This is a genomic window from Sphingomonas sp. PvP055 (genome assembly GCF_040546365.1).
Classification (GTDB): Bacteria; Pseudomonadota; Alphaproteobacteria; order Sphingomonadales; family Sphingomonadaceae; genus Sphingomonas; species Sphingomonas echinoides_A.
The window spans coordinates 54137-75709 of sequence record NZ_JBEPNS010000001.1 but is presented as its reverse complement, the minus strand read 5'-3'; the positions used below and the strand labels follow the sequence as shown (position 1 = coordinate 75709).

18 protein-coding genes are annotated in these 21573 nt (G+C 66.0%); 4 read left to right on the top strand and 14 right to left on the bottom strand.

What is annotated here, in order from left to right; translation table 11 throughout:
* Positions 1-100 precede the first annotated feature (100 nt).
* From ABIC16_RS00360 to ABIC16_RS00350, 3 genes are all read right to left on the bottom strand, one after another.
* Positions 101-2056 (bottom strand): ribonucleoside-diphosphate reductase subunit alpha, encoded by a 1956-nt coding sequence (locus tag ABIC16_RS00360; protein ID WP_354289637.1) that lies wholly within the window; start codon positions 2054-2056, stop codon positions 101-103.
* A 425-nt stretch (positions 2057-2481) separates the two neighbouring features.
* Positions 2482-3888, bottom strand: coding sequence for a sensor histidine kinase (locus tag ABIC16_RS00355; protein ID WP_354289636.1), 1407 nt, complete (start codon positions 3886-3888; stop codon positions 2482-2484).
* Positions 3889-3943: 55 nt separating this feature from the next.
* Positions 3944-4603: a response regulator gene (locus ABIC16_RS00350; RefSeq protein ID WP_277968895.1), complete on the bottom strand. Its 660-nt coding sequence runs from the start codon at positions 4601-4603 to the stop codon at positions 3944-3946.
* Between the two features lie 168 nt (positions 4604-4771).
* On the opposite strand from ABIC16_RS00350, the gene ABIC16_RS00345 reads away from it, so the two are divergent.
* Positions 4772-5395: a hypothetical protein gene (locus tag ABIC16_RS00345; protein WP_354289635.1), complete on the top strand. Its 624-nt coding sequence runs from the start codon at positions 4772-4774 to the stop codon at positions 5393-5395.
* A gap of 72 nt (positions 5396-5467) precedes the next feature.
* On the opposite strand, the gene ABIC16_RS00340 is transcribed toward ABIC16_RS00345, so the two are convergent.
* Both ABIC16_RS00340 and ABIC16_RS00335 read right to left on the bottom strand, forming a co-directional pair.
* On the bottom strand, positions 5468-7684 hold the full coding sequence (locus ABIC16_RS00340) for a putative bifunctional diguanylate cyclase/phosphodiesterase (RefSeq protein WP_354289634.1): 2217 nt from the start codon (positions 7682-7684) through the stop codon (positions 5468-5470).
* On the bottom strand, positions 7681-8118 hold the full coding sequence (locus ABIC16_RS00335; protein WP_354289633.1) for a hypothetical protein: 438 nt from the start codon (positions 8116-8118) through the stop codon (positions 7681-7683). Before ABIC16_RS00335 ends, ABIC16_RS00340 begins: the two co-directional genes overlap by 4 nt.
* 137 nt (positions 8119-8255) lie before the next feature.
* Between ABIC16_RS00335 and ABIC16_RS00330 the strand changes: the two genes are divergently transcribed.
* Positions 8256-9779, top strand: coding sequence for a fumarate hydratase (locus ABIC16_RS00330; RefSeq protein ID WP_354289632.1), 1524 nt, complete (start codon positions 8256-8258; stop codon positions 9777-9779).
* 140 nt (positions 9780-9919) lie between these two features.
* Here the strand turns inward: ABIC16_RS00330 and topA are convergent, their stop codons facing one another.
* The 3 genes from topA to plsY form a co-directional block, all read right to left on the bottom strand.
* Positions 9920-12568 carry a type I DNA topoisomerase gene (gene topA / locus ABIC16_RS00325; protein ID WP_354289631.1) on the bottom strand — a complete coding sequence of 883 codons (2649 nt, stop codon included), beginning with the start codon at positions 12566-12568 and terminating at the stop codon, positions 9920-9922.
* Between the two features lie 118 nt (positions 12569-12686).
* Positions 12687-13784, bottom strand: a complete 1098-nt coding sequence (gene dprA, locus ABIC16_RS00320; protein WP_354289630.1) for a DNA-processing protein DprA — start codon at positions 13782-13784, stop codon at positions 12687-12689.
* Positions 13777-14361: a glycerol-3-phosphate 1-O-acyltransferase PlsY gene (plsY, locus tag ABIC16_RS00315; RefSeq protein WP_354289629.1), complete on the bottom strand. Its 585-nt coding sequence runs from the start codon at positions 14359-14361 to the stop codon at positions 13777-13779. Before plsY ends, dprA begins: the two co-directional genes overlap by 8 nt.
* A 134-nt stretch (positions 14362-14495) precedes the next feature.
* Here plsY and murI point away from each other — a divergent pair, with 134 nt between their 5' ends.
* A complete protein-coding gene (gene murI / locus ABIC16_RS00310; protein ID WP_354289628.1) occupies positions 14496-15290 on the top strand; it encodes a glutamate racemase in 795 nt (264 codons plus the stop codon).
* Positions 15291-15373: 83 nt separating this feature from the next.
* The gene (gene hemA, locus ABIC16_RS00305) at positions 15374-16615 is read left to right on the top strand and encodes a 5-aminolevulinate synthase (protein ID WP_354289627.1); all 1242 of its coding nucleotides are present in this window, start codon (positions 15374-15376) and stop codon (positions 16613-16615) included.
* Positions 16616-16975: 360 nt separating this feature from the next.
* Here the strand turns inward: hemA and ABIC16_RS00300 are convergent, their stop codons facing one another.
* The 6 genes from ABIC16_RS00300 to ABIC16_RS00275 all read right to left on the bottom strand — a co-directional run bounded on the left by ABIC16_RS00300 (position 16976) and on the right by ABIC16_RS00275 (position 21532).
* Positions 16976-17428: a DUF3429 domain-containing protein gene (locus ABIC16_RS00300; RefSeq protein WP_354289626.1), complete on the bottom strand. Its 453-nt coding sequence runs from the start codon at positions 17426-17428 to the stop codon at positions 16976-16978.
* A gap of 10 nt (positions 17429-17438) precedes the next feature.
* On the bottom strand, positions 17439-18062 hold the full coding sequence (locus ABIC16_RS00295) for a class I SAM-dependent methyltransferase (protein ID WP_354292224.1): 624 nt from the start codon (positions 18060-18062) through the stop codon (positions 17439-17441).
* Between the two features lie 26 nt (positions 18063-18088).
* Positions 18089-19330: a BtaA family protein gene (locus ABIC16_RS00290; RefSeq protein ID WP_277968885.1), complete on the bottom strand. Its 1242-nt coding sequence runs from the start codon at positions 19328-19330 to the stop codon at positions 18089-18091.
* A 264-nt stretch (positions 19331-19594) separates the two neighbouring features.
* Complete coding sequence (locus tag ABIC16_RS00285) at positions 19595-20149, bottom strand: fasciclin domain-containing protein (RefSeq protein ID WP_354289625.1); 555 nt, start codon at positions 20147-20149, stop codon at positions 19595-19597.
* A gap of 91 nt (positions 20150-20240) precedes the next feature.
* Positions 20241-20993 carry an anti-sigma factor gene (locus ABIC16_RS00280; RefSeq protein WP_354289624.1) on the bottom strand — a complete coding sequence of 251 codons (753 nt, stop codon included), beginning with the start codon at positions 20991-20993 and terminating at the stop codon, positions 20241-20243.
* A complete protein-coding gene (locus ABIC16_RS00275) occupies positions 20990-21532 on the bottom strand; it encodes a sigma-70 family RNA polymerase sigma factor (protein ID WP_277968909.1) in 543 nt (180 codons plus the stop codon). The genes ABIC16_RS00280 and ABIC16_RS00275 overlap by 4 nt, the downstream gene beginning before the upstream one ends.
* Between the last annotated feature and the right edge of the window lie 41 nt (positions 21533-21573).

Here is a 21573-nt window from a genome sequence, read left to right as displayed (position 1 = left end):
CGTCGGGCACGGCGGCTTTTACCTATTCGAGACTGCAGGTTGTCGGGGGCGCGACCGATCCGGTCCGGGGAAGGTGCCACCCGACACCCCCGCTATCGCATCACTGGCAGGCGAGACACTCGTCGTAATCGGTCGTCTCGAACTCATATTGCGGCTTCTCGATCGTATTGTCGTTCTCGACCCCGCCTGCGAAACCGGCGCGCTGCACCGACTTGGAGCGCAGATAGTAGAGCGACTTGATCCCCAATTCCCACGCGCGGAAGTGGAGCATCAACAGGTCCCACTTCTCGACGTCGGCCGGGATGAACAGGTTGAGCGAGGTCGACTGGTCGATATAGGGCGTGCGGTCCGCCTGGAGTTCGAGCAGCCAGCGCTGGTCGATCTCGAAGCTGGTCTTGAAGCAGTCCTTTTCCTCGACATCGAGGAACTCGAGATGCTGGACCGACCCGCCCTGTTCGAGGATCGAGTTCCAGATCGCATCCGAATTCTTCGACTTGGCGACCAGCAGCTTTTCGAGATACGGATTCTTGATCGAGAACGAGCCGCTGAGCGTCTTATGGGTGTAGATGTTCGCGGGGATCGGCTCGATGCACGCCGAGGTGCCGCCGCAGATGATGCTGATCGACGCGGTCGGCGCGATCGCCATCTTGCAGCTGAACCGCTCCATCACGCCACGATCCGCCGCGTCAGGGCAGGGCCCGCGCTCGACCGCGAGGTGCATCGATGCTTCGTCGACCTGCGCCTTGATGTGCTTGAACATCCGCAGGTTCCACGACTTCGCCATCGCGCCCTCGAACGCTAACCCACGCGCCTGAAGAAACGAGTGATAGCCCATCACGCCGAGGCCGACCGAGCGCTCGCGCATCGCCGAATAGGCGGCGCGCTCCATGCCGGGCTCGGCGCGGTCGATGAAGTCCTGCAGGACGTTGTCGAGGAAGCGCATGACGTCCTCGATGAAGCCCTTCTCGTCCTTCCACTGGTCCCACGTCTCGAGGTTGAGCGACGACAGGCAGCAGACTGCGGTGCGCTCATTGCCGAGATGGTCGGTGCCGGTCGGCAGCGTGATCTCGCTGCACAGGTTCGACGTCGACACCTTGAGCCCGAGTTCGCGGTGGTGGCGCGGCATGCCCTTGTTCACGTGATCCGCGAAGACGATGTACGGCTCACCGGTGGCAAGCCGCGTCTCGACCAGCTTCTGGAACAGCGAGCGCGCATCGACCGTGGCGCGTGCCGAGCCGTCCTTGGGGCTGACCAAAGTCCATTCGCTGCCCTCGCGGACCGCTTCCATGAACGCGTCGGTGATCAGCACGCCGTGGTGCAGGTTGAGCGCCTTGCGATTGAAATCGCCCGAGGGTTTGCGGATTTCGAGGAATTCCTCGATCTCGGGGTGCGATACGTCGAGATAGCAGGCGGCCGAGCCACGCCGCAGCGAGCCCTGGCTGATCGCGAGGGTGAGCGAATCCATCACGCGGACGAACGGGATGATGCCCGAGGTCTTGCCGTTGAGGCCGACCGGCTCGCCGATCCCGCGGACGTTGCCCCAATAGGTGCCGATCCCGCCGCCGCGCGAGGCGAGCCAGACGTTCTCGTTCCACGTGTCGACGATCCCGCCGAGGCTGTCGGGGACCGAGTTGAGGAAGCACGAGATCGGCAGGCCGCGCCCGGTGCCGCCGTTCGACAACACCGGCGTCGCGGGCATGAACCACAGGCGCGAAATATAGCCGTAGAGCCGCTGCGCATGCGCTTCGTTGTCGGCATAGGCCGAGGCCACGCGGACGAACAGGTCCTGGAACGTCTCGCCCGGGAGCAGGTAGCGGTCGCGCAGCGTTTCCTTGCCGAAATCGGTCAGCAGCGCATCTCGCGAATGGTCGACTTCGACCGGGTACAGCTGCACGTGGACTTCCTTGGAATCGCCGCGCGCCGCGAGCTTGCGATCTGCGCCGTTGCGATCAGTGTCCTGGGCAGCTGCCTGTGGCGCCTGAACGCTTGCTGCGAGCGCCTCGATCATGTCGGTTGCCATATCCGTCTTCACTTCCTCGGTATCCCGAAAATCCATTGTCTCGCCCCTGATGACATCTCGAAGTACCGGGATCGGACACGATATTCGTTCCCGATCCGTTCGATCTTCGTTCGACTCGGGGGACGAGCCCCCTCGTTAGCATTTCAGGGGCGATCGGTGAGAACAAAAACTGACCACTGCCGCATCCGCGATGCCGGTCGGGTCTCCTGTACGATATAAGGTCGTACGCTTCGTTCTACCAGTTGTTGGGTTCGCCCCCGAACCTTACCCCTACAGATTGTGCCGATCCCGTCCATCACGCAAGACGGTAAATGACATTTCGGGGACTCGGCTCGTCGCTAAAACTCGTCCGTTGGCGACTCTTTGCGATGCCGTGGGAGGAGCGACGCGCGGTCAAAGCTGGCGTTGCAGAAAGGCAAGAGACCGAACCGGGAACGTGACATTTATTTCACGCCGCGCGGTCAACCGGCGCCGTCGGCCGCCACGGGAAGCGTGATGCGCACCGCTAGCCCGCCGATCGTCGCCGTGTCGAGTGTCAGCGTGCCGCCATACAGGGTTGCGAGCTCGGCTGCGATCGACAGGCCGAAGCCGTGGCCGTCGCCGCGTTCGTCGAGCCTCTGCCCCGCGGACAACGCCGCGGCGCGGGTCGTTTCGGGGATGCCGGGGCCGTCGTCCGCGATCGTCAGCGTGGCGAATCGGTCACCTTGCGACCGGTTTGCTGTCACCACGATGCGATTCGTTGCCCAGCGCCATGCGTTGTCGAGTAGATTGCCGACCAGCTCGTCGAGATCCTGCCGGTCGACCGCCACCGCGAGCGCGGGGTCGATCGCGACTTCGGCGGTGATTCCGCGTTCGGCATGGATCCGCGCAAGCGCCGCCGCCAGATCCGCGACGACCGGGGCGAGCGGGGTCGCAACCCGCGCGGCCGCACCCGGGGTCGCGGCGCGGGCGCGGCCGAGGTGGTGCCGCACCGCCTGATCGATCCGGGCGATCTGTGCCGCGAGCGACCCGTCCGAATCGAGCGGGCGGACCGTGAGCGCGAGCGTCGCGAGCGGGGTCTTGAGCCCGTGCGCGAGATTGGCGACATGCCCGCGCGCATTGGCGAGCGCGGCGGCATTCTCCTCCAGCAGCGCGTTGATCTCGGCGGCGAGCGGGGCGAGCTCGCGCGGTTGGTCCGCGGGAATCGTGGTTGCCCGCCCACCGCGCACCGCCGCGAGGGCGGTCCGCATCCGACCAAGCGGAGCAAGCCCGACGCGCAACTGCACCAGCGTCGCGATGCCGAGCGCAACACCGAGCAGCAGCAACGACCCGAGCAGTGGCGCCATCGCGGCGCGCAGCGGTCGTTCGACGATCGCGCGCGGCGCCGAGGCCGTGATGCGGACCTGACCGGCGGGCGTGGCGAGCAGCAGGCTGCGCGCGTGCCGCGACCCGTGCTGGTCGCGCCAGTCGAGCGCACGGGTATGATCGTTAGGGCGACCGTGCCGGCGTGGCGCGTCCGGGCCGTCTCCCGGTGGCGGTTCGGGGAGGGACGGGGGAAGCGCTGCCCACGGCGCGCGCATCGCATCGACGTTCGGGGCGGCGGGAGAGGCGATCGTCTTTCCCGCCGCATCGATCCGCCAGTCCCAGCCGCTTGCCGGGTCGGCATAAGGCGCGGCGAGGATCAGGCGATCGCGGTCGATGCTGCCGTCCGGGCGCACCGCCTGTTCGAGGATGGCGATCTGCGAATCGAGCCGATCGTCCAGCCCCTGCATCACAAACCGGTCGAGCACCGCGCCGATCGTCAGCGCGGCAAAGGCGAGCGCCGCGAGTGTCGCGACCAGCGCGGTGACGAGCAGGCGCCCGTAGAGTGAGCGGGGCAGGAGGGTCATGCTTGCCGCCGGCCGGCGGCAACATGACGGCAGTTGGGGGAACTAGACGTCGCGCTCACGCCGCCACGATCCGATAGCCGCGCCCGCGGACCGTCTCGATCAGGTCCGCGCCGATCTTCTTGCGCAGCCGTCCGACGATCACCTCGAGCGAGTTCGAATCGGGGTCCGCGTCGCCTTCGTAGATATGCTCCATCAGGTCGAGCCGTTCGACCACCACGCCCTTGCGCAGCATCAGCGTCGACAGCACACGCCATTCGAGTGCGGTGAGGCGGAGCGGGAGCCCGTCGCGCTCGACCTGGCCGGTCTGCGCGTCGAACGCGATCGGACCACACACGATCCGCGCCGCGGCATGCCCCGCTGACCGGCGCACCAACGCGCGCAGCCGCATGACGAGTTCCTCGATTCGGAACGGCTTGGTCAAATAATCGTCCGCGCCCGCGCGAAACCCCGCGACCTTTTCGGACCAGCCATCGCGCGCGGTGAGGATCAGCACCGGCAGCGCGCGCCCGGCGGCCCGCCATTCCTCGAGCACGGTGATCCCCGATTTGCGCGGCAGCCCCAGATCGAGCACCGCCGCGTCATAGGTTTCGGTATCGCCGAGATGCGCGCCGTCCTCGCCATTCTCCGCGATATCGACCGCGAAATGCTCCGCGCGGAGCGCCTTGGCGGTGGCCTCTGCCAGCGCGGCGTCGTCCTCGACCAGCAGGATACGCATAAGGCGGCTCTTTCGTAGGCGGTGGCGCGACAGGATGCCGCGACAAGATCTGGCTAGCTTCGGGGATCCGGCTAGCTTGCGGGTCTAAACCCAAACTGAACCGCAAGGTTCAGTGGGCCGGTGGGACGACTCGGTAGAAGGCTGGACACCAACCCAAGGAGTTTACCGATGATTGAAGACACCACCACCACATCGCGCCGCAAGATCTCGCCGCGGGGTGCCCTGATCGCAGCGGCTTTGCTGGCCGTCGGCGTCGGCGGCGGTGCGACCGTCGCGCAGATGACGACGCCCTCTGTCGAAATGGCACCGATCAAGCCCGTCGCGATCCGGTCGCTGACCGATACCGGCAGCGTCGTCACGGTGCGCGGCAAGGTCGCTGAAGTCTATGGACCGATGTTCATCCTGGCCGATGGCAGCGGGCGTACGCTGGTAGAAGGCGGACGGCAGGTCGATGGGACCAGCCTGATCGGCGTTGGCCAGACGGTTAGCGTTCAAGGGCGTTTCGGCCGCAACATGCTTCACGCGTCGTTTCTGGTCGGCGCAGACGGCAAGGTGACCGCACTTCGCCCGATGCCGCCGCGCGGCGGCCCCGGTGGTCCCGGCGGCCCGCGTGGCCCGCACGGACGCGGGGGACCGGATGGTCCCGGTGGACCGGAGGGTCCCGATGGTCCTGACGGGCAGAATGGCGCCCCGCCGCCGCCGCCGGTTGCAGCGCCCGCCGCAACGACCGCTGGCGCAACGACCCCGACCGCGCCTGCCGTCGCGCCGACGACCGCAACCACAGCCAAGTGACCGAACGGGCCGCGCGATTCCATCGCGCGGCCTTTGGTCGCATCGGTTGCGGAAATGGCCTGCGGCGCGGAATTACCCCGCCTTGCGCGCTGCCTGGGGCACGCCAGGCGGCGTGAGTCGTTCGAGATTGAACGTCTCGGCGAATTCCAGTCCGGCTCGCCCGTCCGAAGCCCAGCGCAATTTGGCAGGGAACATCTGGTCCTCGATCAACTCGATCAGCACGTCCAGATCGATCGACGCCTCATCGACCTCGATCCCTTCGATCATCACGCCGGTCGACGAGATGTTGCGGATCCGCACGTCCCCGCTCGCCGCGCCCGCCTCAATGCGGGCGTTGCGCAGCATTGCGGTGCGCGGGTTGCGCGTGATCTGGTAGCCGCTTGCGGTCGCCATTCCGCCACCGACCTCGAGTTGCAGCAAGACGTCCGCCGCGCGGGTCGGCTTGCCGTAGACGTAGCCCTGGATATGGCTGCACCCCAGATCGCGGATCAGCGTGATCTCGTCGTGGTTCTCGACCCCTTCCGCAGTCGTATCCATGCCCAGCGCATCCGCCAGCGAGACGATCGCGCGGATGATCGCGGCGTTGCGATTGCCTGCGATCGTCGCGCCCTTGACGAAACTCTGGTCAATCTTGATCTTGTCGAACGGCGCTTTCTTCAGATAGCCGAGCGACGAATAGCCCGTTCCGAAATCATCGAGCGCGAGCCGGACTCCGCACCCTTTAAGCGTCTTGAACATCTGTTCCGACGCGGCGCTTTCGTCGAGGAAGACACCTTCGGTGATCTCCAGCTCGAGCCGGTGCGGCGCGATTCCCGATTTCGCGAGCGCCGAGGTGACCAGTGAGGGCAGGACCGGATTGGCGAACTGGATCGGCGAGACGTTGACCGCGACGCGCACGTCGCCGGGCCAGCCCGCCGCCTCGCTGCACGCGGTCCGCAGTACCCATTCGCCGATGCTTTCGATCAGGCCGCAATCCTCCGCCACCGGGATGAATTCGGCCGGACTGACGAGCCCGCGGGTCGGATGCTCCCAGCGCAGCAGCGCCTCATACCCGACGATCCGTTCGGAGCGCGTATCGACCACCGGCTGATAGGCGAGATAGAATTGGTTGCCGACCAGCGCCCGGCGCAGATCGTCCTCCAGCTGCTTCTTGCTTTGCGCGCCGATCAGCAATTCGTCGCGGAAGAAGCGATGGATCCCGCGGCCATCGCCCTTTGCGGCATACAGCGCGAGATCGGCATTGCGGATCAGCGTCTCCGAATCGGCGCCGTCCTGCGGCGCGACCGCGACTCCGATCGAGCAGCCGATGCTGATCGCCGAGCCCTCGATCGAATAGGGTTGCGACAGGTCGAAGATCACCCGGCGCGCGAGCTCGCCAAGTTTGTCGCGGTCGGCATGGCCGGGCATGATCACCTGGAATTCGTCACCGCCGAGCCGCCCGACCAGTCCCGCATCCCCGATCGCGCGTTGCAACCGCTGCGCGACCTGCTTGAGCAACGCATCGCCCATCTGGTGGCCGAGCGTGTCGTTGACCGACTTGAAGCGATCGAGGTCGAGCAGGAACAGGCTGATCATCCGCTGCGACATCGCTGGCTGCGCCAGCATCTGGTCGAGCGCAAGGCGCAACCGTTGGCGGTTGGCGAGCCCGGTCAGCCCGTCGAACAAGGCGAGCCGCGTGATCTCGGCGTCCGCACGGCGGCGTTCGGTCAAGTCGGTGCCGCTGCCGACGAAACCGAGAAAGATGCCGTCCTCGTCGAAGATCGGTCGGCCCGACATCGACCACCAGCGTTCGAGCTTGGCGCGACTGACCGGGCGGACCGAATAGTTGGAAAACGCTGTGCGCGACGAGAGGTGGAACGCGATCGTCCGCTCTGTCTCGGTCAGCGCGCCGTCCATCCGGAACAGCTGCGACAGTGGCTCGCCGATCGCGGGAGTATCGGGCAGGTCGAGTTCGAGCGCAACCTTGCTGGTCAGATAGGTGACCTCACCTTCGGCATTGGTCTGCCAGAACCATCCGCTCGAATGCGTTTCGAATTCGGCGACGAGCCGCGTCGCCATCCGGCCCTGCGCATTGTCGAGATCGCGCTGCGCGACCGTACTGCGTTCGAACAGGACAAGCCGGTAGGCGACGGTGGTCAGCATCAACAGCACGCCGACGCCAATCCACCATCCCATTCCGAACCGGTCCTGCACGCCGAGCGTCGCCAGCAAGCCAGCGCCAAACCCGATCGACGCCGCGCGTACGGGATACAATGCGACGATCATCACGATCATGGTGGCGAACGTCATGACGTAATTCGCCATCCGCGCGCCGGCCCCGGCGGGAGCAGGCTGGTCGCGAACAGCAGCGCCAGTACCGAAGCGCCGCCGAGCGCGGCGGATAGGGTCGCCAGGCGAATCTTGACATGCGGTTGCCAGCGTCGCGACGTCGTATGTCGCAGCGTCGCGATCAGCAGCATTCCCGAAATCGCGAGGACCAGCCCGGCGACGATCGCCGCGATCATCACTCCGGTCGCATGCAGGGTCGATGCGGTCCAGGCCAGTAGCGACGACGCCACGATCGTCGTCACCAACGCGAAGGGCCAAGTCGCGGAGAGCAGCCGCAACTGGCGACGCAGCGCATCGCGATGCGCTTCCGACGCGAGCGCGCTGGGGGACAGATCGATCCACAGCGCGACGAACGCAACGCGGAGCGCGCGAAGAGGGGTTGTACGGATACGCATCGCACCGACTCGTAGCCCACGACCCTTACAGTTTGCCTTGAAGGAGGTGGTTAACGAACCCGTCGTTCGAAGTCCGCGACTTGGCGCGGCCGCTCGCGCGGCATAAGGCAGGGCAAACGCCAGTACGGGAAGCGCTCATGACCACGATTATCCGTGAAGCCGATCTGATCGAAAGCGTCGCCGACGCGCTGCAGTTCATCAGTTTCTATCATCCGATGGACTATATCCGCGGGCTGGGCGCGGCGTATGAGGCCGAGCAGGGCCCCGCCGCCAAGGATGCGATCGCGCAGATCCTGACCAACTCGCGGATGTGCGCGGAAGGGCATCGTCCGATCTGCCAGGATACCGGGATCGTCAACGTCTTCGTGAAATGGGGGATGGACTGCCGGCTCGACGATACCAGCCGCTCGCTCCAGCAGGTCGTCGACGAAGGCGTCCGGCTTGCGTATCTCAACCCCGAGAACAAGCTGCGCGCGTCGATCCTCGCGGACCCCGCCTTCACGCGGCGCAACACCAAGGACAATACGCCGTCGGTGCTCCACGTCGAGCTGGTGCCGGGATCGCGCGTCTCGGTCGATGTCGCGGCGAAGGGCGGCGGGAGCGAGAACAAGTCCAAGTTCAAGATGATGAACCCGAGCGACTCGATCGTCGACTGGGTGCTCGAGATGCTCCCGCAGATGGGGGCTGGCTGGTGCCCGCCGGGGATGCTCGGGATCGGGATCGGCGGGACCGCGGAGCATTGCATGCTGCTCGCCAAGCAGGCGCTGATGGAACCGATCGACATGGGGCCGTTGAAGGCGCGCGGGCCGAAGACCGACATCGAGGCGTTGCGGATCGAGATTTTCGACAAGGTCAACGCGCTCGGCATCGGCGCGCAGGGGCTGGGCGGGCTGTCGACCATCCTCGACGTCAAGATCATGGACGCGCCGTGCCACGCCGCGGGCAAGCCGGTCGCGATGATCCCCAATTGCGCCGCGACGCGCCACGCGCATTTCTTGCTCGACGGCAGCGGGCCGGCGTATCTCGAAGCGCCCAAGCTCGACGAGTGGCCCGACGTGCACTGGGTGCCCGACCAGGCCGCGATCCGCGTAAATCTCGACACGCTGACCCCGGCCGACGTGCAGGGTTGGAAGCAGGGCGACCGGCTGTTGCTCAACGGCAAGATGCTGACCGGCCGCGATGCCGCGCACAAGCGGATCAAGGACATGCTCGACAAGGGCGAGCCGCTGCCGGTCGCGTTCGCGGGCCGAGTGATTTATTATGTCGGGCCGGTCGATCCGGTCGGCGACGAGGTGGTTGGCCCGGCTGGTCCTACGACCGCGACGCGGATGGATTCGTTCACGCGGATGATGCTGGGGCAGGGCCTGCTCGCGATGGTCGGCAAGGCCGAGCGCGGGCCCGATGCGACCAAGGCGATCGCCGAGGGCAAGAGCGCGTATCTGATGGCGGTCGGTGGCGCGGCGTATCTCGTCGCGCGCGCGATCAAGGGCTCGAAGGTCGTCGGGTTCGAGGACCTCGGGATGGAGGCGATCTACGAGTTCGAGGTCGTCGATTTCCCGGTAACGGTCGCGGTCGATTCGTCGGGCGCGAACGTGCATCAGCTCGCGCCGTTGGTGTGGAAGGACAAGATCGCGCGGGAGGGGCTGCTGGTCGGCGCCTGAGGGGCGCGTGCCTGACCCGTTCGGACTGAGCGACGTCGAAGCCCCCGCATCACAGGCCTAAGCCAATGGTGCGAGGAGCCCTTCGACTGCGCTCAGGGCGAACGGGTTGGAAGGGATCGCGTCCAAACGGGCCCTAAGCGCTAGTCGGCGGTCTTTTTGGCGGCCGGCTTCTTCGCGACTGGTTTCTTCGCAGCAGGCTTTTTGGCGGGTGCCTTCTTCGCCGGTGCCGCGGTTTCCGCATCGGCCGCGTCGCTCGCTTTGGCCGTCACCTTCTTCGCTGGAGCCTTTTTCGCCGCCGGTTTCTTGGCTGCCGCCTTCTTCTTCCCCTTGGTCGGCGGTGCCGCCGCCGCGCGCGCGTCGATCAGCTGGGCGGCTTCCTCCAGCGTCAGCGCATCCTTCTCGATCGACTTGGGCAGTGTTGCGTTGGTCGTGCCGTCGGTGACGTAGGCGCCGTAGCGGCCCTCCATCAGCTTGATCTCGGCTTCGCTCCGCGGATGCAAGCCAAGCACCTTGAGCGGCGCCTGTGCGCCGCGCTGCGGACGCCCGCCGCCCGCCGCAGCTTCGGCGAGCTTCACCACCGCCGCGTTCATCCCCGTTTCGAACACGTCTTCGGTCGAGGTCAGCCGCGCATATTTGCCCGCATGCTTGAGATACGGGCCATAGCGGCCGATCGCCGCCGTGATCGGTTCGCCGGTTTCGGGATGCGTGCCGATAGTCCGCGGCAGCGACAGCAATTTGAGCGCCCATTGCAGATCGAGCTCGCCGATATCCTTCGGGATCGACGCCATCTTGCGCGTCTCGCCCTCGCCGATCTGGATATACGGTCCGAACCGCCCCGATTTGCGCTCGACCGGCAGGCCGGTCTCAGGATCGTTGCCGAGCGTTTCCGGCCCCGTGTCGACACCCTCGCCGTCCGCACCCGGCTGGCCGAAGCGGCGGGTGTATTTGCACTCGGGGTAATTGGAGCACGCCACGAACGCGCCGAACTTGCCGCCGCGCAGCGCAAGCTGCCCCTGGCCGCAATTCGGGCACAGCCGCGGGTCGCCGCCGTCCGCCATCGGCGGGAAGAGATAGGGCGCGAGGAACTTGTCGAGCTCGGCGGTCACTTCGGACGGCTTCTGCTCCATCACCTCGGTCGTCCGCGGCTTGAAGTCCTTCCAGAATGCTTCCAGCACCGCCTGCCATTCGGCACGCCCGCCCGAGACTTCGTCGAGCTCGTCCTCGAGGCCCGAGGTGAAGTCGTAACTCACATATTTCTCGAAGAATCGTTCGAGAAACGCGGTCACCAGACGCCCCGATTCCTCGGCGAAGAAGCGGTTCTTCTCGACCCGGACGTACTCGCGGTCCTTGAGGGTCTTGATGATCGACGCATAGGTCGACGGACGCCCGATCCCGAGCTCCTCCAGACGCTTGACCAGCGACGCTTCCGAAAAGCGCGGCGGCGGCTGGGTGAAATGCTGTTCGGCGGTGACGCCCTTCTTGGCGGGCGCATCGCCTTCGCGCAGCCGCGGCAGGCGCTTGGCGTCCTCGTCCTGCGTGTCGTCAGAACCTTCCTCGTACAAAGCGAGATAACCTGGGAACAGCATCACCTGACCGGTCGCGCGCAGGGCGGTATGGCCGGTGCCGTCCGCCATTTCGACCGTGGTGCGCTCCATCCGCGCGCTCGCCATCTGGCTCGCGAGCGCACGCTTCCAGATCAGATCATACAACCGCGCATGATCCCCGCCGCCGGCCTTGTCCTTGGAAAAATCGGTCGGGCGGATCGCCTCGTGCGCTTCTTGCGCGTTCTTCGCCTTGGTCTGGTAGACGCGCGGCTTGTCCGGGACATAGCTCGCGTCATAGCGGTTCGCGACCGCATGGCGTGCGGCCGAGATCGCGCTCGAATCCATCTGCACGCCGTCGGTCCGCATGTAGGTGATCGCGCCGTCCTCATAGAGGCCCTGCGCGATCCGCATCGTGTGATCCGCCGAGAAACCGAGCTTGCGCGAGGCTTCCTGCTGGAGCGTCGAGGTGGTGAACGGCGGCGGCGGGTTGCGCGTCGCGGGCTTCACCTCGACCGACTGGACCGTGAAATGCCCTTGCTCGACCGCGGCCTTGGCGCGGTTGGCGACGCCTTCCTCGCCGATCGACAGGCGATCGAGCTTCTTGCCCTCGAACGTAACGAGCCGCGCCTGGAACGGCGTGCCGTCCTGCTCCATGTCGGCGATGACCGACCAATATTCCTGCGGCCGGAACGCTTCGATCTCGCGCTCGCGGCTGACGATGAGGCGCAGCGCGACCGACTGCACGCGTCCGGCCGACTTGGCGCCGGGCAGCTTGCGCCACAGCACCGGCGAAAGCGTGAAGCCGACCAGATAATCGAGCGCGCGGCGCGCGCGATAGGCGTCGATCAGATCGGTATCGAGCTCGCGCGGATGTTTCATCGCATCCGTCACGGTCGCCTTGGTGATCGCGTTGAAGGTGACGCGCTGGACGTCCTTGGGGAGCGCCTTGCGATTGCGCAGCACTTCCTGGACGTGCCACGAAATCGCCTCGCCCTCGCGATCCGGATCGGTCGCGAGGATCAGGCGGTCGGCGGTCTTGGCGAGATCGGTGATTGCCTTGAGCTGCTTGGTCTTGTCCGCGTAATTCTCCCACTCCATCGCGAACCCCTCGTCGGGGTTCACCGATCCGTCCTTGGGCGGAAGGTCGCGGACGTGGCCGTAGCTGGCGAGCACGCGGTAATCCGAACCGAGGTATTTCTCGATGGTCTTCGCCTTGGCGGGCGATTCGACGATGACAAGCTGCATGGGGGTCTATTGCGTCCTTACGTGTACGCGCGAGGATGGAGAGGCGGATCGGTGGCCGTCAAGCAACCTGTAACCGCGACGTATGACCGCGTCGGCGACTTGCCAAGGGTCGGGACGGTCAAAGCAGCGCCACTCGCCCGCCCGCATGCCGTTCCAACCGCCCGGCGAGTTCGAGTTCGAGCAGTACGGTCTGGACGATCGCGGGCGATGCGCCCGATTGCCGAATCAGCTCGTCGATCGCGACAGGCACCGGGCCGAGGAGGCCGATTATCGCGCGGCGGTCCGCATCGCTGGCGTCCTCCGGGGGCGGTGCGCGGAAGGCGCTGTGCGGGCTTTCTACCATGCGCCCGTCGATCGGCCGGATCGTTTCCAGCACGTCCGCGGCCGATTGTATCAGAGTCGCGCCGTCTCGGATCAGCCCGTTGCACCCCTGCGCGCGCGGATCGAGCGGGCTTCCGGGGACCGCCATCACCTCGCGCCCGAACTCTCCGGCAAGCCGTGCGGTGATCAACGAGCCGGATCGGGGCGCGGCTTCAACCACTACCGTCCCGAGCGCCAGCCCGGCGATGATGCGGTTGCGGTACGGGAAGTGCCGTGCGCGGGGTTCGGTGCCCGGGGGTTGCTCGGCGATCAGCAGGCCTTCGGTTGCGATCTGCTCCTGCAACGCTGCATTTTCGGGCGGATAAACCACGTCGATCCCGCCTGCGATCACCGCGATCGTCCCCGTCGCGATCGACCCGACATGCGCCGCGGTATCGACCCCGCGCGCCAGTCCCGACACGACGACGACCTGCTCGCGGCCGAGCTCCGCCGCCAGCTGACGCGCGAACCGGCACGCTGCAGCCGAGGCGTTGCGCGCGCCGACCATCGCGACCGGCGTCCGCGCGAGCAACCCCGTGTCGCCGCGGACGATCAGCGCGGGCGGGGCATCGTCGAGTTCCGCCAGCAATGCCGGATAGTTGGGCTGGCCGAGAAAGAGATGGCGCGCGCCGAGGCGTCGCACCGTTGCCAGTTCGCGTTCGGCGAGCGCCACCGGGGCAACCGCGGGCGGCTTCCCCCCGCCGCGCGCGGCGAGCTGCGGAAGCGCGGCGATCGCGGCATCGGCCGAACCGAAGCGCGCGATCAACTGAGCGTAGGTGACGGGGCCGACCTGTGCGGTCCGGATCAGACGGAGCCGCGCGATGGCGTCGCCGCTGCTCCGGTCCGGATCAGCCACTTTTCTGGCCGACGCGGGGTTCGGTGCCGCTGATCAGCCGATCGATATTGCTGCGATGCTTCCACAACACGAGCAAGGCGAGCGCGAGCAGCAGCAATACGATGTCGAACTTGGAGAAATAAGCCGCCGACAACGGCGCGCTGACCGCCGCGCACATCCCCGCCAGCGAGGAGATGCGCACCAGGGCAAGTAGCGCGATCCACACGGCGGCGAACACCACGCCGACCGGCCAATGCAACGCGAGCACGATGCCGAGCAGCGTCGCCACGCCCTTGCCCCCGCGAAAGCCGAGCCACACCGGATAGAGGTGTCCGAGGAACACCGCCGCCGCAGCGACCACGCCGTTCCCGCCGAGATACGCATCAGCCAGCCAGACCGCGAAGAAGCCCTTGGCGGCATCAAGGAACAGCGTCGCCGCCGCCAGCCCCTTGCGGCCCGTGCGCAGCACGTTGGTGGCGCCGATGTTGCCCGATCCGACCTGTCGCAAGTCGCCCGCACCCGCCATCTGCGTCAGCAGGACACCGAACGGGATCGAACCAAGCAGGTACCCGATCACCAGTGCCGCCAGCGGGGCCATCCACAGATATTCCGTCCGCACTCTTGGTTCGCCCCCTCGTTTGAAGCACCCCTATCAGGATGCGGCCCAGGACCCAACCCAGGCGCGCGCACCATGGTTTTGTAATTTCCGGTCCCGCGGTTAGGAACGGCGCAATGGATGCACGACCTGTTCTGTTCTTCGATTCCGGTGTCGGCGGATTGTCGGTGCTGGGGGCCGCCCGCGCGCTGCTGCCGGCGATGCCGGCGGTCTATGTCGCGGACTCGGCGGGGTTTCCGTACGGCACCAAGAGCGAGCAGGAAATTGGCGCGCGGGTTCCGGCGTTGCTCGGGCGGCTGGCGGAGCGGTACCGCCCGCGCTTGATCGTGATCGCGTGCAACACCGCGTCGACGATCGCGCTGGCGGCGGTGCGGAGCGCGCTTGACCTGCCGGTGGTGGGGACGGTCCCCGCGATCAAGGTCGCCGCGCTGCACAGCGCGACTCGCGTGATCGGCGTGCTGGGTACCGATGCGACCGTGCGCCAGCCTTATGTCGACGATCTCGCCGCGCGGTTTGCAAGCGACTGCCACGTGCTGCGGCACGGATCGGCGGACCTCGTCGCGTTGGCCGAAGCCAAGCTCCGCGGCGAGGCGACCGATCCCGCGCGCTATGCCGCGATCCTCGACGGGTTGTTTGGCCAACCGGAAGGCGCGCGAATCGACACGATCGTCAACGCCTGCACGCACTTCCCGCTAGTCGAACGCGAGTTGCAGGCCGCAGCCCCACATCCGGTGCGCTTTGTCGACGGTTCGGACGGGATTGCGCGGCGGATCGCGTTCCTGACGCAAGGGCAGCTCTGGCCTGAAGCGCCGCGCCCCGGCCTTGCTGTCTTTACCGGCGGGGCGCCGCAATCGCCAAGTCTCGTCGCTACACTGGCGCGCTACGGTCTGGGGACGGTCGAAACGTTGTAGGTTGTGGCGACGATCAGCGCGTCGATCAGACTGATCGCGCGAAGGCGCTGGAAATTGGCGGACACGCGGTCTATTTGGGCCGCATGGACATGGAAACATCCGCGCGCGGAGTCGATTATTCGCGCATCTTCGCGCAAGCCATCGATCGCCTCCATGTCGAAGGCCGCTACCGCGTCTTCATCGACATCCTGCGCAACAAGGGCGCTTTCCCCAACGCGCGCTGCTTTGCCGGGCATAACGGGCCCAAGCCGATCACGGTGTGGTGTTCGAACGACTATCTCGCGATGGGGCAGCATCCCGCGGTCATCGGCGCGATGGAAGAGGCGTTGCACGACGTCGGTGCGGGTTCCGGCGGAACGCGCAACATCGGCGGCAACACGCATTATCACGTCGATCTCGAATATGAGCTTGCCGACTTGCACGGCAAGCAGGGCGCTTTGCTGTTCACCAGCGGCTATGTCTCGAACGAGGCGACGCTGGCGACGCTCGCCAAGATCCTGCCGGGCTGCATCATTTTCTCGGACGAACTCAACCACGCCTCGATGATCGCAGGGATCCGAAATTCGGGGTGCGAGAAGCACGTCTTCCGCCACAACGACCTGGCACATCTTGAGGAACTGCTCGCGTCGGTCGACCCGACCACGCCCAAGCTGATCGCGTTCGAGAGCGTCTATTCGATGGAAGGCGACGTCGCCCCGATCGCCGAAATCTGTGATCTGGCGGACAAGTATAGCGCGCTGACGTATCTGGACGAAGTCCATGCCGTCGGCATGTACGGCCCGCGCGGCGGCGGCATTTCGGACCGGGAGGGCATCGCCGACCGGCTGACGATCATCGAGGGCACGCTCGGCAAGGCGTTCGGCGTGATGGGCGGTTATATCGCCGCGGACCAGACGATCGTCGACGTGATCCGCTCCTATGCGCCGGGCTTTATCTTCACCACGTCGCTGTCGCCGGTCCTGGTCGCCGGTGCGCTGGCAAGTGTGCGGCACCTCAAGGCGTCGAGCGTCGAGCGCGATGGTCAGCAGCGGGCGGCAGCGGCGCTGAAGGCGATGTTTGCGCAAGCCGGGTTGCCGGTGATGAACTCGACCACGCACATCGTGCCGCTGATGGTCGGGGATCCGGTCAAGGCCAAGAAGATCAGCGACATCCTGCTCGCCGAATACGGCGTGTACGTCCAGCCGATCAACTACCCGACCGTCCCGCGTGGCAGCGAGCGGCTGCGCTTCACACCCGGCCCGGCACATGACGCAGGCATGATGCGCGACCTGACCGATGCTCTGGTGGAGATCTGGAGCCGGCTGGAGTTGCGCAAGGCTGCGTGATTGGCGGGAAGCTACCGTCTCTTACTCGTTCGTCATCTCCGCGGAGGCGGAAATCCATACTGGCGAGCGGCTGTAACGGCCCGGCGCTGCACCAATGGATTCCCGCCTTCGCGGGAATGACGATTGTGGGGGGCGGGTCCCGCTGCCCCGGACGTCGCTGGACTTCGTCCCGGCAGGCGGAACCGCTTTTTGATCAACCCGTTACGTTTCCGTCATTAGAAAGGACGCGTAATGGGTAAAGGCTGTATTCTGTGGCTGGTTGGGGTGCCGATCCCGGTGATCATCGTGCTGTGGTTGCTCTTCGGCCATTGAGCCCGATCCCACCCTCGTCGGCGAAGCCGGGACGACGCGGGAGTGACGTCAGCCCAACGCCAGCAGCAATGTGAGCCCGCCCAGCCCGAGCGACAGCGGCAGGCGCAGGCTCATCCACCACCCAGGCACCAAACCCTGCCGTGAAAGCGTCAGATCGACCCCGAGCGCGCTGATCAGCGCGACGCCGAGCACCACCAGAGATGGCGCGGGCCACGGCGTGCCGATCGCCCAGGGGATCGCGCTTGCAAGCGCGATCAACGACGGGACCACCGCCGCCACCCAAATCCACTCGGGCGGCTTAGGTGCAGCTGCCGCGATCCCCCACCACAATCCGCCGAGGAAACTCAGGATCAGCGCGGCATAGGCATAGCCGAGCGCGATCGCGGAAAAATGCAGGGACGTGTCGCCGCCGAACACCACCGCCACCGCGGCGAGTTGTGGCAGCAGCCCGGCAAGGCCGAGCCAGCGGGGCAAGACGGGCGGGGTTGCGTTTGGCATCATCGTCGGCCCCTCATGCTTTGCTAAGCGAAGCACTCCACGCGTACCCGCGGCGCAGCGACGCAAACCGCCCGATCAGTCCATGTTCGCGCGCGGTCGCGCGGACCGCGTCGGGGAGGGCTGCGCGCGGCGTGACGTCGAACTTGGCCAGCCAGGCAAACAGCATCACCTGGAACGGGCGCGGCAACCCCTCCTGCTGGCCGAAATCGACGATGTCGAGCCGCCCGCCCGGCGCAAGCTTGCCCGCGGCTTCGCGCAAAGCGCCCTGCCAATCGGGAATCATTGACAGCGTATAGCTCTGGAACACGCGGTCGAATGCCGGCACCCCGAACAGCGCGGTCGAATCGAACGCAGTCGCGTCGCCTTGTGCGAGCTCGATCCGGTGCGACAACCCAGCCGCAGCGATCTTTGCGCGTGCGGTCTCCAGCATCGCGGATGAGATATCGATCCCGAAATAGCGCGCGTTGGGATAGGCACGCGCGGCTGCGATCAGGTTGCGACCGGTGCCGCACCCGACTTCCAGCACCAGCCCGCTGGGGGGCGGCGCGATCCCGGCGATCAGCGCGTCGCGCCCCAGCAGGTAATATTTGCGCGTCAGGTCATAGATATGGCGCTGCGACCGGTAGATCGCATCCATATGCCCCGCGTGGCCGGTCGGCTGGGTCACGCCAGGACGTAGAGGTGAACGCCGCCATAGATCGAGGAGCGATCGCGCTTGGTGTAATCCAGCGAGTCCTCGGTGCGATAATCCCACTTCGCCAGAATCGCATCCGGCACGCGGCCGGGCAGGATCGTCGCAATGCCGGCGGTGCGGAACAACACGCGCGACCCCGGCTTTGCGGTGCGGGTGATCTGCGTCCACAAATCGGTGAGCTGCTCGTCGGTCATCCAGTCCTGGGCATCGAGCAGGATGTAACGATCCTGCGAGGCATCGTCCTGCGCGCGGAGATGTTCGGTGAAGTTGACGTGGCGGACCTCGATCCGCTCCGCGCGATCAACGATCTCGGCATAATGGTCGCGCTGCAGATAGGGCGGAAGAGGCGCGGACTCGCCCTTGCCATAGCCACGCCCGAACGCCTGCCAGGCAAAATAATTGTCCTTGATGTCGAAATCGCACGCGAGCTTCTCGAGCCGGGCGCGCAGAACCACCGCCATCTTCTCGTCACCGGCCAGCGCTTCATATTGCGCAGGCGGAATGCCGAGGCCGAACAGCGACGCGGGATGGTCGGTGATCCACTTGACCACCGCCTTGTCGAAGAACGGCGCCAACTCGCGGTCAAAGATCTCGCGCTGTTCCTCGATCGACTTGGCTTCGAGCAGCACCTTGGGGTTCACCCCGTTCAACCGCGCGAGCAGATGCGCCACACCGATGAAATTACCGAGCAACCCGCGCTTGTAGACGTTTTTCGAAAACCCGCCGATCCGGCGGCGCCCGATCATGTCGCGGCCTTCCCAGTAAGCGAGTGTCGTCTCGTCGAGATGCGGGCGGATATAGGTGCGATACGCCATCACGTTCGCGCGCGAATTGGCGGTCGCGAAGAAGCGGTGGAACGCCTCGTAGCTCGGCAAATGCCGCGCCGCGACAAGCTTGAGCTTGTTGAGCGCGATGTGCGCGGTGTTGAGGTCGACCGCGGTGATCGCCTGCGGGTTGGCGGTCAGGTACGACAGCACGTTGCATCCGCCCGACGCGATCGTGACGATGCGGCAGTCCGGCGTGATCGCAAGCGCTTCCATGTCGACCGCGGGATCTTCCCAGATCTGCGCATACACCAATCCGCGAAACGCGAAGGTGAACGCGCGTTCGAGCAAGCCCTGCTTGGACAGATGGTCATGCCGATGCACCGCATTGCGCACGGCGGTATTCTTGGAAGCGGACGTCTTGGGGGATCGAAGCGCGATGGCCATTTCAACACTCTCCTGCCGGATCGCGCGGCATAATGGCGCACCGGGCGGCGCCAACGCCGTTACGACGATCGGGTGACGCTTCCATGACGATATTGCGGGGGATTGGGAAGGACCTGCCGACAAAAGGAGGTCGGCAGGTCCCTTACAATCAACCATTCGCCGCAAAGGAGGGGATCCAGCGAACGGGTACACGCATCGGCTCGTCGCCTAGCACATCAATATACGAACGATTCCGGCTGCGGATGCGTCCGAACCATGCTTTTTTTAGGGAAGCATAACGGTGTCGATCACATGAATCACACCGTTCGACTGCATCACGTTGGCGATGGTGACTTTTCCGCTGTGACCCTTGGCATCGGCAATCGTGTAGCTCTTGCCCGATTTTGCGAAGGTCAACGTTCCACCTTCCACCGTGGTGTAGGTCGCCTTGCCCATGTTCGCCTTGATTTTGGACGCGATGTCCGCCGCGGTGATCTTGCCGGGAACGACATGGTAGGTCAGCACCGACGTCAGCATCGCCTTGTTCTCGGGCTTGAGCAGCGTATCGACCGTGCCGGCGGGAAGTTTGGCGAAGGCCGCGTTGGTCGGCGCGAATACCGTGAAGGGGCCGGGGCCCGACAGCGTGTCGACCAGGCCGGCGGCTTTGACTGCAGCGACCAGCGTGGTGTGGTCCTTGGAATTGACGGCATTCTCGACGATATTCTTGTTGGCGTACATTGCTGCACCGCCGACCATCGGGTTGGTCGCCGCGCTCGCGAACGATGCTCCGCTGATGGCGACGGCGGCCGCGACGAGCGCGCTTGGAATGATGCGGTTCATGACTGCTCTCCTGTTTTCGCGTCCTTGGCTGGACACGCAGGAGATACGGCGATCGTTACGGGGCGGATGCGCAATTAAATCTCGCGCGACGTTACACCGGCGCGAGTGCACCCGTTGCGACGACCGGTCCGGTCGGCAGTCCGGTCTTGGAGCCGCCCAGCGGTTCGATCGAGACGGCCAGCGTCGCACCTGCCGCCAGATGACGGCGCAGTATCGGACTGAGCGTCAACGCGGTGCCGCCACGGTCCTGCAACAGACCCAGCGAGCGCGGCGTGCCATCTGCCGGGATCACCCACAGTTGCGCACTGCGATCGGCGCGGGCCAGCGTCGACTGGGTCAGGCGGATCGTACCGCTGCCCTGGTCGTAGACTACCGTCATCGGCAGCGCCTTGGTATCTGGCTCGAGCGACGCGACGAGCGTCGGCTGCGGCGCGGTGACGGGCACGTTCTGGCGCGGCTCCGGAACGGTCGGGAGTGGAATCGGCCGGAGCAGCAGGATCATCAGCAACCCGACCGCCGCGATGCTCGACAGCGCCGCCAGTGATGGCCACAGGCGACTGCCGCGCGGTTGGGCGTGAACCACGGTTGTTGCCCCGGACAGCCGGTCGATCGAGCGTTCGATGCGCGGGAAAATGTCCGGTGCCGCCAGTGCTGGCCAGAGATCGAACAACTGCGAAAGATATCCGCGCCATTGCTCGACCGCGCGGGCAAAACCCGGTTCCGACAGGACACGGCGCATCGCATGCGCACGCTCGTCGCCGTCCAGCACGCCCAGCGCGAGCTCGGCGGCCGTCATGTCGGGACCTTCGTCGCCCGGAATTTCGGAGTGTCGCGAGTCGGTCATCGCTCGAGACACTCGCGCAACCGGGCGAGCCCACGACGTACCCAGCTCTTCATCGTGCCAAGCGGGATATTCTGGCGTTCGGCCAATTCGGCATAGGTCACACCGTCGAAGAAGGCAGTGTGGATCGCGCTACGCTGCCGCTGTTCCAGCAGGTCGAGGCATTCCTGAAGCAGGTGGCTTTGCTCGTCGTGGAGCATCGTCTCGCTGACGAGAGGGGCCTTGTCGAGGATCTCCGGCGCGTCCTCGATCGGGGTCGAGCGGCGGACGGTCTGCGCGCGCTGCCAGTCGATCGCGCGGTTGCGCGCGATCGTGGCGAGCCACGTGATCGGGCTGGCGCGCGAGGGTTCGTACGCCCCGGCCCGCTTCCAGATCGTGAGATATACGTCGTGCAACACGTCTTCCGCTGCCTGCCTTTCGCCGCAGATACGGTAGCAAATCCCGAAAAGCTTCGCAGACGTCAGGGAATACAAATCCCGGAATGCGACACGGTCTTCCTCACCGGTCCGTACCAGCGCCTCGACCAGCCGCGCCCGCGCCATCGCCTCGGGCGATTCGCTGCCCGGCCGTGGTGCCGGGGCGG